18 protein-coding genes are annotated in these 16,692 nt (G+C 35.1%); 2 read left to right on the top strand and 16 right to left on the bottom strand.

From position 1 onward, the window contains the following. Positions 1 to 45 precede the first annotated feature (45 nt). The 15 genes from OPR50_RS01345 to OPR50_RS01275 form a co-directional block, all read right to left on the bottom strand. Positions 46 to 1,011 carry a phage late control D family protein gene (locus OPR50_RS01345; protein WP_264339203.1) on the bottom strand — a complete coding sequence of 322 codons (966 nt, stop codon included), beginning with the start codon at positions 1,009 to 1,011 and terminating at the stop codon, positions 46 to 48. Then, positions 1,008 to 1,217: a tail protein X gene (locus tag OPR50_RS01340; RefSeq protein WP_343327296.1), complete on the bottom strand. Its 210-nt coding sequence runs from the start codon at positions 1,215 to 1,217 to the stop codon at positions 1,008 to 1,010. Before OPR50_RS01340 ends, OPR50_RS01345 begins: the two co-directional genes overlap by 4 nt. Continuing rightward, on the bottom strand, positions 1,214 to 1,561 hold the full coding sequence (locus tag OPR50_RS01335; protein ID WP_214303300.1) for a phage tail protein: 348 nt from the start codon (positions 1,559 to 1,561) through the stop codon (positions 1,214 to 1,216). The genes OPR50_RS01340 and OPR50_RS01335 overlap by 4 nt, the downstream gene beginning before the upstream one ends. Continuing rightward, the gene (locus OPR50_RS01330) at positions 1,561 to 3,852 is read right to left on the bottom strand and encodes a phage tail tape measure protein (RefSeq protein WP_214303301.1); all 2,292 of its coding nucleotides are present in this window, start codon (positions 3,850 to 3,852) and stop codon (positions 1,561 to 1,563) included. The genes OPR50_RS01335 and OPR50_RS01330 overlap by 1 nt, the downstream gene beginning before the upstream one ends. A gap of 109 nt (positions 3,853 to 3,961) precedes the next feature. Next, the gene (locus OPR50_RS01325) at positions 3,962 to 4,219 is read right to left on the bottom strand and encodes a phage tail assembly protein (protein ID WP_010405430.1); all 258 of its coding nucleotides are present in this window, start codon (positions 4,217 to 4,219) and stop codon (positions 3,962 to 3,964) included. Between the two features lie 83 nt (positions 4,220 to 4,302). Further along, positions 4,303 to 4,584 (bottom strand): type II toxin-antitoxin system RelE family toxin, encoded by a 282-nt coding sequence (locus OPR50_RS01320; protein ID WP_010082215.1) that lies wholly within the window; start codon positions 4,582 to 4,584, stop codon positions 4,303 to 4,305. After that, on the bottom strand, positions 4,568 to 4,768 hold the full coding sequence (locus OPR50_RS01315) for a hypothetical protein (RefSeq protein WP_007303020.1): 201 nt from the start codon (positions 4,766 to 4,768) through the stop codon (positions 4,568 to 4,570). Before OPR50_RS01315 ends, OPR50_RS01320 begins: the two co-directional genes overlap by 17 nt. Before the next feature lie 61 nt (positions 4,769 to 4,829). Beyond that, positions 4,830 to 5,336: a phage major tail tube protein gene (locus tag OPR50_RS01310; RefSeq protein WP_265024159.1), complete on the bottom strand. Its 507-nt coding sequence runs from the start codon at positions 5,334 to 5,336 to the stop codon at positions 4,830 to 4,832. A gap of 15 nt (positions 5,337 to 5,351) precedes the next feature. Continuing rightward, a complete protein-coding gene (locus OPR50_RS01305) occupies positions 5,352 to 6,530 on the bottom strand; it encodes a phage tail sheath subtilisin-like domain-containing protein (RefSeq protein ID WP_265024307.1) in 1,179 nt (392 codons plus the stop codon). Continuing rightward, positions 6,523 to 7,083: a hypothetical protein gene (locus OPR50_RS01300; RefSeq protein ID WP_265024108.1), complete on the bottom strand. Its 561-nt coding sequence runs from the start codon at positions 7,081 to 7,083 to the stop codon at positions 6,523 to 6,525. Before OPR50_RS01300 ends, OPR50_RS01305 begins: the two co-directional genes overlap by 8 nt. Before the next feature lie 10 nt (positions 7,084 to 7,093). After that, positions 7,094 to 8,509: a hypothetical protein gene (locus tag OPR50_RS01295; RefSeq protein ID WP_265024107.1), complete on the bottom strand. Its 1,416-nt coding sequence runs from the start codon at positions 8,507 to 8,509 to the stop codon at positions 7,094 to 7,096. Then, positions 8,506 to 8,700: a hypothetical protein gene (locus tag OPR50_RS01290; protein ID WP_065094988.1), complete on the bottom strand. Its 195-nt coding sequence runs from the start codon at positions 8,698 to 8,700 to the stop codon at positions 8,506 to 8,508. Before OPR50_RS01290 ends, OPR50_RS01295 begins: the two co-directional genes overlap by 4 nt. Before the next feature lie 4 nt (positions 8,701 to 8,704). Beyond that, complete coding sequence (locus tag OPR50_RS01285) at positions 8,705 to 9,901, bottom strand: hypothetical protein (RefSeq protein WP_265024158.1); 1,197 nt, start codon at positions 9,899 to 9,901, stop codon at positions 8,705 to 8,707. Positions 9,902 to 9,921: 20 nt separating this feature from the next. Further along, complete coding sequence (locus OPR50_RS01280; RefSeq protein ID WP_265024157.1) at positions 9,922 to 11,850, bottom strand: DUF4815 domain-containing protein; 1,929 nt, start codon at positions 11,848 to 11,850, stop codon at positions 9,922 to 9,924. 6 nt (positions 11,851 to 11,856) lie between these two features. Next, complete coding sequence (locus OPR50_RS01275; RefSeq protein ID WP_265024156.1) at positions 11,857 to 12,540, bottom strand: hypothetical protein; 684 nt, start codon at positions 12,538 to 12,540, stop codon at positions 11,857 to 11,859. Between the two features lie 171 nt (positions 12,541 to 12,711). On the opposite strand from OPR50_RS01275, the gene OPR50_RS01270 reads away from it, so the two are divergent. Further along, positions 12,712 to 13,962, top strand: coding sequence for a hypothetical protein (locus OPR50_RS01270; protein ID WP_265024155.1), 1,251 nt, complete (start codon positions 12,712 to 12,714; stop codon positions 13,960 to 13,962). Continuing rightward, entirely contained in the window at positions 13,907 to 15,016 is a 1,110-nt protein-coding gene (locus OPR50_RS01265; RefSeq protein ID WP_214303311.1) for a hypothetical protein, read from the top strand. Before OPR50_RS01270 ends, OPR50_RS01265 begins: the two co-directional genes overlap by 56 nt. A 117-nt stretch (positions 15,017 to 15,133) precedes the next feature. Here OPR50_RS01265 and OPR50_RS01260 read toward each other — a convergent pair whose 3' ends face one another. Then, the gene (locus tag OPR50_RS01260; protein ID WP_246485265.1) at positions 15,134 to 16,666 is read right to left on the bottom strand and encodes an AAA family ATPase; all 1,533 of its coding nucleotides are present in this window, start codon (positions 16,664 to 16,666) and stop codon (positions 15,134 to 15,136) included. Between the last annotated feature and the right edge of the window lie 26 nt (positions 16,667 to 16,692).

Genomic DNA, 16,692 nt, shown 5'->3' with positions numbered 1-16,692 from the left:
AATTATACCCATCTAGAATTAAATAATCATTTGCTTAAGTTTCACTTAAACAGCTTTGCTCACTGTTGCCTCTACTATAGTTTGATATCCCCTATTATTGAGAATATGTTCTGCCTTGCTAATTATCCATTCACCTTCAATTTCCTGACAAAATCCTGAAAGGCTGATCTTAGCTTCTGCAAATAATTCTGGATTACCAGGAACAGTTACATTTAAGTTTGATGTACTACGTTTTAGTTGTCTTAACTTAGCTGCTGCTGCACTAATTGCTGATTCTGCGGTAGAGTAAAGCGTTTGCAGGGTATAACTTGGACCCTCATTTCCCACTTTCTCTTCTATAGTTTCTCCCTTTTCATAACTGTGCCATTTTGCAATAACAGATCCATATTTGTTACGCACATTAAAATTTACCTCCCAATTTATAACATCTTTAGGTGTAAGTACTGTTGTGCCTAACATCTTTCCAGTTGCTGATCTTGCTTCTCCCTTTGGAATAAAAATTATATATCCTCCTGCTGGTTTTACTAGTGCATCATATTTTTTCCCTAACCCTTCCAAAAAACTCATGTCGCTTTCATCTGCTTGAATGATATGTGGTATAAATATATTTTCAAATCTTTCAGCGACTTTACCTTCATACCCATGCTTTTGTGCTATTTCTTTAATTAAATCTCCTAAGGTAATGTCCTTCCATTCCTTTGATTTTCTTTCCTTTAATGATCCTCTTAAACTTGCAGCATCACATTTTATTCTTAAAGTTTGCGGTGGACTTTGTATTGTAATTTGATTTGCCTTATATACTCCCATAGGCAATAAACCTGTTTCTTTGTATCCGAGAAAAATTTGTAAATTACCCTTAAGTTCTAAAGCGCTAGAGTTATAACTAATATATATCTCAGCTTCGTCACTTGTAGTACCGGATCCATCAGTAACACGTAATAATATTAAACTCTTTTTTAAAACCTCTGTTACTGGGTTATTTTTTGCTACTATATCAAAGTCTGGCGTCATTCATCTAAAATATTTATGACAGATTCTTTCGATATTTTCTGGATTTTAGGAAGCTTAATTCTTAATCCAGCGGGCAAAAAGCTTGCGTATTCTGCAAGGCCTGGATTTTCAAGCAATACTTCCTCCACTGCTCCACTACTGTATCCATAATGTTTCCAGCAAATGTAATCCAACATTTCGTTTTCTTTCGTGTAATAATAAATCACTTACTGTAACTTTTTAACTTCAAAATAAACTCAACTTTTCTCGGTTTTCCATCAGGAAAAAATAATATCTGCTTTTCTTCTACATTAGTAATGACAAAATTTCCAAATACACTTCCTGAATTATCAACTAGAACGTGTGGTTCTTGAGTGTTACGTATATTTTTTAGCTGTTCTAAGCCATTACTCTGATAACGTGAATAAATCACTCCTGTTAAATCAATACATTCAATTCCTGAACCAATGTTTTGTAGCGACGTTTTTTCAATACATTCAATTGTATACCACCTTTCTTCTTTACTGTATCTTAGGCTTGTTGGTTCAAGCTTACATTTTCCAAACAACATTAATGCAACTCTTCAACTATATCAAAAAGTGCTCCACGTGCTTGTTCTCTAAATCTTTCTATTACTGCATCAGCAACGCTGCGCACATCTTCAGACTTAATATTGATATTAAACGTTTGATAGAATGCTTGGTTATATACTTTCGATTCCCTATTTTCACATCTACTTTTCTTGAATGCTTTCTCAACTTCTTCTTGCTCCATAGCTCTTTTTTCTTCTATAACACTTTTAACTTTAAAACTTTCAAAATTGCTTTTGCTATTTTCTGAAAATTGTTTAATAGCACTATTATTTGTCAATGGGTTTCCATTACTGAAAATACTATTTTTAGAAAGCTTATTAACAGAATTTCTATTATTTTCAAATTTTCTAATCGGGCTATTCTCAGCAAATATGCTACTAACTGTATTTCCCATCCATGAAAAGGTTTCTCCTATAGGTTTAATGAGTGATTTCCAAAAGCTAGAGAAAAAGTCTTTCACTTTTTGCCAGTTAGTGATAACAAGAGCTGCACCAGTGACAAGACTTGCTACTAAAAGTCCAATCGGGTTACTCATTACAGCAAACGTTATTGCTCTTAGTCCTGTTACTACTGCAGGAAAAACTGTAGCTGATAAAAATGAAAATACTCCAAGTAGGTTTGCTTTCAGACCAAAAATCGTACTTCCTAGCAATGTAAATCCGTATCCTAGTCCTACTGCTGCAATTTTTAAACTTATCAAAGCTGCTAAAGTACTCATGATTGCCGTAGTTAAAGTTGGATGTTTTTCTGCAAAAGAAGCTATACGCTCTGTTATTGTTTTCAAACTTCCAGCTACATAATTTAAAGTAGGTAACATTACTGACCCTAGATTCATTCCAGCTTCAAATACTGCATTTTTAAGTAATTGTAATTTATTAGCTGTAGTATTTGCCCGATTGTTAAATTCGTCCTGCATTGAAGCGTTATATTTTTCTTTATCAGCTAAATGTTCAATAGCTTTCTTGTAAATGTCTAAGCTTCCTACTAAAAGAGCAATGTCATCTTGAAACCCAGCACCAAATAGATTCATAAGAATACCGGCACGCTCTTGATCATCTATTTCTTTTAAAGTTTCAAGAAATTGTAATATTGCCTCTTGAGGATTTTTTTTAATGGTTTGTTCAAGCTCTTCTATACTTGTTCCCATCTCATCTAATGCATCATGAAATTCAGGACTTTGCTCTCTTGCAGTCTGTAGTTTACTAAGAAAGTTATTTATAGCAGTTGCTGCTTTTTCAGGTTGTTTACCTAAGCTTATGAACGCACTTGCTAAGCTACTTGCTTGATCAATTTCTAAACCAAACTGTTTAGCATTACCACCAATTCTATTCAGTGTAAGAACCATTTCCTTAGCTTTGGCAGCAGTATTATCTGAAAGATGGTTTATTATGTTACCTACATTTTCCATACCATCAACTTTAATTCCATAGACATTGGATATTTTCGCAATAGCATTACCAGCTTCTTCTGAAGACATGTCAAACGCTGTGGTCATTTTAGCAACTACTGTTGTAAACTTCATAAGATCATCTTTGTCAATACCAAGTTGACCACCACTTGCAGCTATTTGTGCTAATTCTGCAGCTGACAAGGGTATTTCACGAGATAATTTCTTTAATTCTTTAGCAAACTTTGATGCTTCATCTTTAGTGTCATTTTGCACAAATTTTACTACTTTTTTTACATCAGCCATAGCACTTTCAAAATCAATCGCAACCTTGATCGGAGCTGCAAGCGAAAGACCTAGTCCAATAGTCTCTATAATTTGTGACTTAAAATGTGCCTTACTTGCTAAAAAACTTTGGTGACTACGTATTGCAGACCCAAGCTTACCATACTTGCCTTTCAGCGCTTCAATGGACGAGCCAAGTTTATATTGGTCACTTACTAATGACTTAATATTTCTTCCACTTTTTCTTACTTCTTCATTAAATGAATGTAAAGCATCTCTCTTTTTCAAATATGCTTCTTTTGCTTTTGTTGCGGAGGTTTTGGCCTTGTCAAACTCTGCTTTTAAAGTTTTGCTTGGTTTCTCCACCGCTTTCATTTGTTTAGCTAAAGATTTTACTTGATCTTCAAAGCCCTTCCACGACCTCCTGCTGGTCAAAACATCATGACCTAACTGTTTAAACTTTGATACTGACTTTAAAGATGAATCAAGCTTTCTTATATTCTCACCAAGATTAGAGAGTTGACTACTACTTCCCTTTATTACAGTATTAAAACTGCCATCTAAAACTGCTCCGATTTTTATAGATAATGTTGACATTGTACCTTCCTCGCTGCTTTATGCCATAAGATAAATTCATTAATCTCCATATCAAGTATTTGTTCAACCCCGCCTCCTACAACAGAGCTGAACATTAATACTTCTAATCTCAAGTTTTTTGGATAATCGGTGAAAAAAAATCCTTTAATACCTCTTGAATTTTCACATAATCAGCAATATCTAACTCTTCAATTGCTTCTTTTGCAACTGATGTCAAATTAGCAGTCAAAGTTACTTCTTTACTAAGGTCACTACCATTTAAGCGTTCAATTGCAAGATAGTCTCTAACTTTTGGACGTCTAACAGTAAGTTCTGAGACAGAAATTCCATCAACTGTTATTGGGTTATTAAGTGTTATAGCTTGCATGTTCCTCCTTAAAAAGTTAATTAAATAAAAGTCTATATCGGCTTTTACATAACTAATTTCTTTGTATGGTGCTATAAATAGGATTAGCTTTGATAAGAATCTTTTCTGTGTTCAATTGAAGTAATAACTACTGTATGTTCTGGTACATCTATATAATAAAGTATACGATAGGTACTCACCCGTAGACTACGTTGCCCACTTAAGTTGTGCTTTAATGGCTTTCCAAGTCCAATTGGATCAACTGTTAGACGCTCCATTATTGCCTTCTTAATCATTAACTTTACTTTTGCTGGAAGAGCCGGAATGTCTTTCTTTATAACAGATTCTGAATAGTCTATATTGTAAGGCTTAATCCCAGAAGGCATCTTGATGTTTAACCCTCTTTTCTTTATAGCGTTCGTCAGCAATCTTAGATAATTCCATATCTTCGATTTCTTCTTCCATTAATTCAGTTAATAACTTTAAAACGGACTTGTCTTGAGATTGTGCTACACTAACAAGTAAACCAGTTAGCTGCTCTATGGAATTTGTATGAGCTTTAGAATCCATATTAACTATATACCTACAACTTCTTATATTTTAACATTTTTATGTAATTTTGTCAACCATATTAGATCCCTAGAATCGTTTGTAGCAAGGCCATCTGATCAACACCATTTATCTTTCTAATCATATTTTCAGCATCGATCTCTATCAGCTCATTGCCACCTATCGTAAGTTTATAATAATGAGCAGCTACAGTGCATTTTAGAGTGGCTTTTTCAGCAGGTTTCCAGCTACCAAAGTCAAATTCTTTGAATATTCCCCTGAGATTGATTACTACACCTTCAATATCGTTACTACCACTCCCTTGCATTCCACCACGGAGCGTCAAAGCTACTGAATTCCCATTTATTAGACCAAATAGCCGAAAGAGCTCTGTATCGTATTCAGAAAAAGTGAAATCTGCTTCAATCTTTTCCATGCCCATATCAATATTTACTGGAATATCCATACCACCAGCACGGTACTCTTCTGTTTTTATGGTAAGCTTTGGTAGCGTTATCTCATCAATTTTTCCTGCATAACCCCGACCATCTACGAATACATTAAAATTCTTTAAAATCTTCGGTAACATCTCTTTCTCCCATTTTTATAATATTGTACCACTCACAAGATGTGACCTGAAAGTAATCTGTTCTGCCGGATATGGTGGTGTAAACTCGAAGTCAAAATACACTTTCCCGCTTGCAATGCTTGCCGGTGTATTGAGCTCTGGTGTTGCATAACATTTTCCACTGATAATAGCTCCTTGCGCTTTTAAATTGGCCAAATAAGAATTCACCCCCTCAATCACATCATCTATATAAGTTTTGGTGATATTGCGATCAACTGCCCATAGATGAGCTCGAAGTAAACTATCGTTGATTAAATCTGCAGTCCTTCTCACTGACAGAAAAGCCCATTTTGAGTCATTTGAACATGTTCTATTTCCCCAAAGCCTATAGCCGTTTTGATGAATTATCGTTGTTACTTCATTTTCATTTAAGTGGTTTGCTCTGCAATTTGTATTACCGAGCGTAAAATCAATAGGCCTGCTTGTTCCAACAATACCGTTTATTTCTTTATTTGAAGGTGAGTGCCAGAAGCCTTGCTCGCTGTCTATCTTAGCTATTAAACCAGCTACAAATGGACTTGCTGGCCTTTCTTCCCCTTCAAATACCTTAACCCATGGGTCAACCACGTAAACTCTTGAGCTGCCTACACTTTTTCTCCACTTTATTGCTTCTTCATCATTGGTATTTGGACCATCTGCTACTATTATGCTTCTCAGCTTTTCTGCTACTCCTATCAAAGCTGCTACTACTGGGTTTTTAGGATTTTCAGATTCAGGCAATTGATGAGTAAATTGAGGTGCAATTAATATTCTTGGAGCAACATGAATTATACTTTCACTGCTGAGGAATGCCTCTATCCCTTGATACTCTCCAGTCTCTTTATCAACTCCACCGATTATACTTTGAATAGTTTCACTTTCTTTGAGCTTTGAATCGCTGTTTTCACTTTCTTCAACTCGAATAACTACTACTGTTGCACCAACTTGAGAAAATATTCCATTTACTGCAGAAGGCAAAGTTCCTTTTTTCCCAAGCTTTGCTGCTTCTTTTAAGCTTCCCGCTATTAATACTGGACTACTCAGTGGAAATTTTTGCTCGTCAGCATCAGGTGCAGTACCAATTACACCTATCACTGATGATTTAGCTGTACGTACTGTCTTTGCTCCTGAGGTTACCTCAATAACATTTACGCCATGTAAAAATTCTTCAGCCATTTCTTTGTATTTTTTTCCTGAAATCATCTAGCAAAGTCTGTAGCTCATTTTCACTTTTAGCTTCTTCAATCTTTCTTTTGGCTAAATCTTCAAGCTCTTCACATTTAATTATTGCTTTTACTGCTTTTTTCACTTTTTCCTCAATTATTCTTGCCATTTCAATAACCGTAATACCACGGACTTTTGCTAAAGGTTCTATAATTTCTTTATCCTTTTTATTCATAGATTCTGGTGCTGCTAGAATGCTTTTTGCGGCTTCCGCTTGAATCTCATAAGATTTAGCTTTTTGGTGAGAATGACCTGCATATTGGTGAGTATGATTATCATAATAGAAACGCATACTATCAAATGCACAAAGCTTCGCATTATCCAGTAACTCCTTTTGTATATCTTCTTTAGTACGCTGAGCAATTTCTCCTCCTTCTGTTAAACAATAACTTTTTTGCCAATCAAAATTCTTTGGCGCTTCATACCAATCATTTCCTGTTGGCTTGTTTTCAAGTGTTGTTGTTTCAATCTGCTTGTGGTTTTCAAAACGTATATAAATAGTCACAAATTCCTCCTCATTGCCATATTTGATCAGTTCGTTCTAATCCTGGACATTGCCAAGCTTTTAGCGTTCTCTCCACATCTACCTCAAGCCCTGTGGTGAGAAAATTGCTACGTATGTTATAAATCCCCCACTGAATAAATTGACCATAGTTGTGTACATAATTTGATGCAAGCATACCTTGACTAACTTGTGTTCTGGAATACAGATAAGATGATGTGTAAAGTAATATTGCAACTGTTTTTCCTGCTGGAATCTCCACATTACCAGATCCGGCTAACTTGCTATCAGAACTCGTGTATTGGTAAACATTTTTCCATACTATTTTTGAAATACTTGATTTATTAGAATTAGTGTTATCAGGAGTTCCCACAAATAATCCTGCTCCCCCATACTCCGTACTCGAATACGATGATCCAACAAATTCCATTGTCTTATTTATGTTCACATTGGTTGTATTTTTTACAAATACTACTCCAAGTGCAGCATACGGATAATAGTATATCTCATCATAACTACCCGAAAAACTTTTTGTGCATAACTCTCCGTAAATAAATGTTCCTTTACTTCCCTCTATAAAACTTAGTTGTCTTGGCCGATAAAAACTAACGTAATCTGTATTGTACGTATGGCTACCTGCTAGTAATTGCAACATATAGTCGGTTTTTGTTATATCACTACTCCACCTTCCAAGCTCTGTCGTAAAAGTTCCGTGGCCAAAATAATTATTTTTTCTGCCAAGTACACCAAATAAGAAAGGTAATGCTCCAGGTTCAATCATGTGACGCTTTCTTACTTCTTTCATGATTGATGAGCCACTTGGTACATCATTTATGGAGTTAAGCTTGGTTGGTTCTCTGCTCCTGATCTCTTTCATAATTGACGAACCACTTGGCACATCATTCACAGCACGAAAGTTATCTACTAAACCCTTAAGACCATCTTTATGATCATTGCCAACACTATTTATTGCTGCAATACTGGCATTCTTTCTCGTATCAAGTAGCGATAAATTTGTTGTTCCTTTTTCATCAATTCTCTTTAATAACTGCTTCTCTGATTCAGAGATCACTGCTAAAGAACTAGCTTTTTTATTATCCAGATCAGTTAAGTGTTTTTTTGCACTATCAAGAAGTTCTTTTAGCTTACCATCAGTCATCTGTACAATTTCAGAAACTGCACTTTTGTCGACTATTGATTCCAATGCTTTAGCAAGATATGCTAATTGATCTGGTGTACTGTTTGCTGCTAAATCCTTAAGCCTCTTTTGTAGTGCATCAATTATCTCTTTTACCTCAGTCATCTGCACAATGTCAGCAATAGCTTTTTTATCTGCTATCAATTCCAGCGATTTTGCAAGATATGCCAGTTGATCAGGTGTGCTGTTTGCTGCTAAATCCTTTATCCTTTGGTATATTGCTTCTTTCATTTCCAAAAATTTAAAAAAGTCTCAAAATTAAACCGCTCAAAATTACTCTTAAGTTGATTATGCTCATCTTCTCTTTCGGTAATATCTTCATCTATTTTCTCAATTGTGGTACGGATACGAACAACATCCTGCACAGCAATATTTTCTGGATGTGGTAGTGTATATCCTCGTTTGCTTTGGTCATTTGGCATTGATTTAAGTAATAATCACTCGCAAATTTTTGACTTTAGGACGATAGACAACTGTTCCACTTAAAACTAATTTTATCCTTGTCTCATTACCATTAAAGTTTGTTAGCACATGAGTTCTCTCTACCCAATTTTCCCCTATTGGTTTTCCCGAGGTTAAATTTACTAGCTGCCATTCTTTGACGCTTTTCTGCACATATGCTTTTACGTCTGCAGTGCCAGGTATTAGCGCATCATATGTTATGGTAATCTTAGTGTTAGCTCCTGCTGTAATGCTTCTTGTAACATAATCTCCTTTTTCCCCTATATTACCCATAACTAGCTGTAACCCAGGATAAAGAACTGGACTTTTTTCTCGCCCTCCTTTTAGGCTTGCTTTTACCGTTAGCTCTCCAGATAATCTTTCACGCAGTGCAAGTGGCAAATTATCAGACAAAAAGTTTTCTCTTCCCTCTTCATTTGTTAAGATAAATTCTACATTGGTATCAAATGCTACTTTTTCGACGTTCGTCAAAACAATTAAATCTGATACGTTATTTGCAGTAACTTTGCCCAGATCAATAACGTGAGAACTTTCGCTAAATTTTGCAGCTAGTAATCGAAACGTTAAATCTAAATTTTGATGTGGAGTCCACGTACTTGCATTGCTAGACGACAGTAATACTCCTACTTGATATGGCTGACTTGTTACCCAACGGCTATTTACTGCATCATATTTGCCAAGTTCTGCTATCTTTACTGCAGTACCAGGATCATCAGTAAGCAGTACTATTGCATGCTCCTCTCCTGCATGGCAAAACACTGGCGACCATTCTATACGTGTTGCTGTGCCATCTACTTTTATATCTTTCGGCTCAATATAGCTTTCAGCAATAACAGTCTGCGATGGCATTCCCACTGCTGTTTCTCTAATCTGCACAACAACACGTTTTTTGCCTTTATTTATAAACCATAGCTCCACGCCTCCTATGTGTCTGCTCTCATTTAGCGTAAATGTTTGCGCTAAAGGATCAACTCTTCTTGCTGCGATAACTCTTCTTCTTTCCTCTATGGTAATAGTTTTTTTACCAGTATAAGTTGCTTCTCCATAACTGCCTTTATCACCGAAGAACTGCACTAACTTAGTCCCAGCAGGAATGTTTCTTGGTACAGTAAATCTTCCTTTTATTTTTCCTCTGTTATCAGCAATAAATGTTGCGATCATGTTTTTCTTTCAAATATTTTCTATGCTTGAGGTTGAATAAAAATTCCATCAAACTTTAATTTCTTAAGCTTTTCACCAGTTGCAAAACCTTCAATCTCAAAATTTTGAGTTGCTTCTCTCATAAATTCAGTTTCGTATGAAGTACTTGACAGCAGCTCTGTCGTTTCTTTAACATTAAATACTCTTGTTACTGGACTTTTCCAATTCGTGGTAACCTCTGTCCAGTGGTCAATGTTTTTATTTAGAGTAATTTGCGCCGGGACTGGATCAAAAGCTTGATATGGATTGATCTTTTCTCCTTTAGTCTGTAAAAGCTGCTCCAGTACCGGTTCAAGTTCATATGGCAAAAGATATCTTTCCCCACCTTTTTCAATATCTGCAACTTCTACATCTATTGGCAGAACTAGCTCTCTATTTACTATTGCTGCAAGCTGCGAAATTCCTTGATCACGCATATCATCATCAAAGAATGGGTCAACAAATACTCCTTTTTTGGTGGTAGGTTCTCTTGAATTTGCATCACTGCGTAGACGTTCCTGTGCAACAAGAGCATAAAGATCATTTATTCCTTTTTTCATTGCTTCAAGCTCATTCATCGGTACAGCATGAATAGCATTATTCACTATTTTTACCCCTTCGCCTTTTTTCCACGTCTGATGAATATAGCAAAGCAGAAGTTGTCCGCTAGGTGCTTTAGGCATCGATGGTCGCCAAGGGTGAGAAATTCCTTTTATTCTTCTTACTACTCCTTTGCTATCGATAGTAATTAAATCAAAGCGGGGCATTTTCCAGGTATAATCAATCAAAACCAGACTATTATCAACTGCTCCTTTTACTTTACACCCCTCTTCACTTATATCTTCAGGACTTACATGAGTGCGACAGCGATAGGTTATCAGGTAACTACTTCCAGGTGCTGGTTCTTTTCCTGGTAATGACCAATCAACGTTTCCTGCGTTTAATTTGTAATCTATACTATTTTCATAAATAACATTGCCTTGTTTAACTTGAATAATCTCAAGTACTGCAGAGTCAGGTATCGGATCAATAGCTCCAGAATATGAACCGTGAGTAACAGTAATAGTTTTCTGAACAGTTATATCTACTTTTTTAATTTCACTTATTGGAAAATCATTAACTTTAAGTTCCATTACTCTTTGGCTATTTGGCTGAAAAGTATGTGGTTCTGATTCAACTGATTTTATATCCGGATCTTCATCAAAAGAAACACGAATACTGTGAGGAAGTTCAATCTCATAGCCATCAACATGAGCTTTGCCCTCATTAATTACAAATATTTTTTTTCCTCCTTCCCCCTCTTCCTTTTGCAGGAACATTACTTCAAGACCATTTACGACGTAGGAACCATTTGCTTCTTTGTCATAACGAGCAAGAGCAGTAGTTACTATGTTTGCTTGTGGAGGTGGTGAATGTTCTATTAATACTCCATTTTCAATGTTATAGATTGGATAAAACTCTCCTTCAGAAAAACGTGGAGAAAGACCTTCTGCTTGATAACCCCAAATGGTGGAAACTTTAAGCCTTGCAGCTCCTACTTCCTGATAGTTTCTTGTACCAACTGCAGGATCACGAAGATTTTCATCCTCAAGTTCTGTAATCGTAGATTCTACGTAATAAACACCGATACGAACTATAGTATTAAGAGGAACAACAAACTCTTCTTTTTCGACTTTTCTAACTGCACCACGCAGATAGATTTTTCCTCCTTCAAGTGTAACTTTACCAGTTTCTCTATCTATAATACAATTGCTTCCCGTTATAACATCACCATCACGAAATATTGCATCACCTATGCCTTTAAGCTTAGAAAGAGCATACTCCTGAGTCTCATTTAATTCTGCAGACTGTAGACCTCTTCCTGCAAGGAACAAACTTTTTTCGTACTCTTTGTCAGGATTAAAGCGGTTATAATAACTATTTAAGGTCATTTTGTTTCAAAAAGTTACAACAAATGAAAAAGTTTCCCGAGTTGCAGATGTTCTGATAAGTGGTACGGTATGTTCTAAAACTAATAAAATTCCAGGATTTTCCACGTCTTTTGGCTCGAAATATCTCTGTCCTTCAGGTAATCCTTCTTTTATTTTAGTACCAACCATAACCCCTAATTCCCGTATAACTTGATTTGCTGCGTCCGTGAAATCGAAAGTAAATTTAAGGTACAAGTTATTAGTTGGTACATTTAAGGGCCTAAACCTTCCAGAAGGAGTTATAAGTTCGCCATTTTCATCACCTGTGCAGAATAGCACTTCATCTGCAGTACGTCTGCCAAGTTCATTCAAGAGCTTTATAGAATTTATAGGTTCAGGTGGTGTGCTTTCAGTATGCTGTACAGTAACTTTATCACTTACTGGAATAGAGCTATTTTCCGTACGTTTTATTAGACCAGTACTACTATCAACTGTATAGTCAACACTTGGCTGATAAGTTGTTTGTCCGATAAAAACTTTTACGTCTTTAATGGGATGGTGATCTAGGGCTATTTCACCCTCAACAAAAACTTTTTCGACCTGATGGCTACTTTCCCAATTTGCATCACCACTGCTCCAGGCAAGATGTAGAGGTTGCTCTTTTATGCTGGCTGCTATTGCTGCTCTTCCTGACTCTGTGAGTATTGACATTTCCCTTTTTACGCAGACCTATTACTTAATATATACATTTTTCATTGTTGTATGTTTAAGTGAAAGAAAAATATTTTTATCGATTTGTTTTCTTAAATCTTTGTTATAATTTTTACCGTTGACTAGTTTTTGAATTATGTTAAATGTAGCGTATTATATTACACATAATATATGGTTAATCTTTATCCTAGTAGAGAATTCTGGGAGAGTAGTTTGGAAATGCCAGTAGATCATTGGCTGACTAGCTTTCAAAATGAAGAAATACGTAAAAATTGGCTTAATTCTCTTTCAGGTAGACAACTAAATGTTATTTTTCAGTATTCCTTTATACATAAGCAAAATGGCCAATTGTTTGAATTTCAGAAACATGACGATATTTCAGTTCAAGAACAACGCAAAATTCTTATAGGTTGCTCAGACTCTTTGTTCAACTATTATCTACTTAGCCACTTCAACCATTCTAAACTTGAGTCTGCTGTTGTTGAAGTAGCAAGGTCTGTTTTGACTGAAGAGTTGATCACAAACTTTCTATGTAAAAATAACAAACATGATAAAAAATCCTTAATTTTTGTTTTATTCCATAGTGACCCAGAATTAATCAAATGTGTTTACCACTTTGATAAAGTACAAAAGAGAGGATTTTCATCTTTTACTTTACAGAACTCTCCAAGGCAGATGAAAACTCCATTTAAAAACTTTATATCAAAAGAAGTTACTCACCGATTACTACAAGAATACGATGCTGAAAAAGATGATGGCTTTGAAACTCAACTACAAGGGTTTTTCTATCACCAAAATCGTATATATGTGTTTATACGTCGAGCTAGCGATAAGGACCTACTCTTCAATTCAAATCGTATTATCCATGGATATAGACCAAGTTGGATTATTCTAGATTTTTCACTTCATGGTAATCAAGTAAATCTGTGTGCTAAGAATTTTAATGAAAGCCTAAAAATAGCAAATAGTATCGTAAGTAATTATTTTGAATGTGAATGCTTATTTATCGACATGAAAGACCAGAATTGTACACTTCTTGTTGCAACATTCTTGAAATCTTCCATAGAAGGTACTGATCCTAATATTTGTCTATTTGAGGTAAAGTTTCGTTCGACTCAGCTCAAGAAAGACACGTACTTAGTTGTAGTCACCAATCCAGTTAACTCAATTGTTCGGGAATTACAAATGCTAAAACTAACAATCGAGCAAGATAATTCACTTGTTGAATCTATTCGTATTGTATTTCAAGAGAAGAAAGTGACTCTGTTCTTTAAAAGGAATCAACATTATACTACTATTTATTACTCAGAGCACATACTCAATAAAAACGGGCGAGAAGATTTTAAATCATTAATGAAAGAGACCTATGGACTTACAATTCTCCCAAAAGCAAGCTGTTGCAGATATTCTGAGATCTCATGACTCCTGGATTGATCCTAGTAAAGCTTATTTAGAAACTGCATTGTGGTTGTCTGGCCTTGGTTTTATTAAATTAAAAGAAGTTGATTTTGTTATTTGCTCTCGCGAAGAAGATCATCTAGATTGGCCTCACGTATTTTACCCAGATTGTAATAATGAAATTCCTATTAGTCCAGATTTTGATGAAGAGTGTGATGACATGCTTTGTGAAGATTGTTGTCGCTATATTTTACCCAACACTCATCAAAAGCAACGATTTCACCTACTATCAACCAATCTTAACCTAGAAAAAATTGCACATTGGTTTGAGAGTCTATTGAACAACTCAAAGTTCATCTGGCAAAAAGCAACAGAAGGAGTTTACCACGTAAGTAGCCAAGGTAGCATCGTAAGCCTAATTATTCTCGACCTTTGCACTGATGCAGTACATTTCACCATAGATAAACTTAGAATTCAGCCCACTACCCTTATTACCGTAAGAGAAAATGTACCAAACTTGCCACTTGTTTTGCCTATCGTAAAAATGTCTGATCTTTTTTGTGAGAATAAGAGTTTACATGAAATAATTCTTGAAGCAGCTATACCAGAGTTAATTGCTAATGTTTCTACGCAAATCTTTCCCATTATTTCACTAAAGGAAGTTAAACCTAAATTACCAAAAAAGGTTCTACAACTAAAGTTTTCGCATGGTGTGGTTTATATTAATGATATTAAAGTAGTAAATAAACGAGCTACATTATGTGTTAGTATTTTTCGTGTTTTATTCAAACAATTCCTTAATGATTTTGAAAATGATGTACCGTTAGAGAAACATATACCCCTTAGCATTGAAAAAATAGCAGACCGTTTAACTTTTCATTCAGAAATCACAGATTTAGAACAACAAATAAGATATCCTCTGAATAAAATGCAAAGAACGATAAAAGAAAAACTAGCCAATCAATTGGGATTAAACATTAAACGTGATGATGTTATTCAAACCATTGGTTGGCCAGAATTAACTTGTAAAGAACACGGTTATCGTCTTAATCCCTTTACTCTTATGTTAAAAAGGTAAATTTCTGCTTCGCCTCTTGTATTTCCTTATTCTCAGTTAAACACACAAATGTATCTGGTTCATTCATTACACCAAACTCCGAAAAACCTTCTTCTTTAAACCCTATTCTTTTGCATACTAAATACCGCAAACTTGTGAATACCAACTGCCATTAACCTTACTGATAAACTTTGTTGGCAAGGACTGACCATTTTTTGACTCAAACATTAACTGGCGAATATTTTCCTCTTCGATTGGTTTTAACATGAGCATACCAGAAGTATAAACATTTCTTAAACTGCTTGCACCACTTAAACTTTGAAAAGGATTTTCCTTAGGAAGCTTTTTATTAACATTGTGAGTTAAGATAACTCCTGCACTTGGATTAATTGTAGAACGTAACTTTTCGACTTTTTCCTGCAAAAAGGAATACATAACATTGTTGTCATTTTCATTTTTATAGTTAAAGACATTGCGTAAAGAGTCAATAACGATAACATCTACCTCTGCTGGGTTGAAAAATTGTTTCACGGTATTATAAACTTTACTCTCGTCAAGTAGTAAATTAGTATCAGATGTAATAGCAAAGTTATTGACAACTAAGTTCAAAAGTTTGCTGTCAATCTTAAGTTGTTGTAGTCTCTCACGCATATAGTGATAGCCAACATCAGTTTGTAGATAAAAGATTTTTAGAGGTTTTACTGGTACCATATCAAAAAATGGAACACCTGCTGACATATTAGCGAGCCAAGAAATCAAAAAATCAGTTTTTCCCACTTTAGGAGTACCACCAAATACTAATAATCCACCTGGTATTAAGATTCTTGGGGAAATTATATCTTTTGGTATTGGTGACTTATCGTTTAAATACTGCTTTACAGAAAAAGCTGAGATGTTTTCTTTAACTACTGGATTGGCTGATATTAACAGCCGGTTTATATCTATTTCTTCTGCAATAGCATCAAGAGCACTCCATCCACTCTTTTTACCTTCTGGAATGTTGAGAATAGAGCACTTTAGGTTACTCAGCTTATTAGCTATTTTTTCAGCATACTGCTTACCTACTTCATTATTGTCTGGCCAAATGATGATCTGCTTTCCATTAAGAGGTGAAAAGTCTGTCTGATCAATTGAGTCAAACATTACTGTTGTTGCTGTGATACCATGATTTGTTAATTTTTCAGCACATTTTTCGCCTTTTACTATAACTACTCTGTCTGATTTTATGATTTCAGGAATGTTGAAAAGTGGCTTTGAATTACTACTGCGCGTTTTAGTATTCCAAGCATAACAACTGTTATCATTATAAAGATAGACATAAATAATGTCTTTGCCGTTTTCATCACGGTAAATGAATCTTTCAGCATTGAGCCATTTTGATATTAAGCCAATAACGTCAAAAAGTTTAGTTTTACCAGTAACAAATGCCCAAAGACTGATGATATCTCCACTTTTACCGGTAACTAGGCTAGACCAATTTCCTGCCTTCATGTCGACTACGATTTGGTCCTTTTGTAGATCAGCAATACAAAACTTCTTTTTATAGAATTTGCCATTAGGAAAAAGATGAGAAATGCATGCTTTAATATTATGAAGTAGCAGTGATCTAATTCCTAAAACATCTTCAGAATCTTTCCACAAAAAGTTTTCTGTAATACTCCAAAAATCCATATATCCCCCATATTTACTATTTTTTT

Source organism: Wolbachia endosymbiont (group A) of Epagoge grotiana (genome assembly GCF_947251775.1).
Classification (GTDB): Bacteria; Pseudomonadota; Alphaproteobacteria; order Rickettsiales; family Anaplasmataceae; genus Wolbachia; species Wolbachia pipientis.
This window is presented reverse-complemented; position numbering and strand designations above follow the sequence as displayed.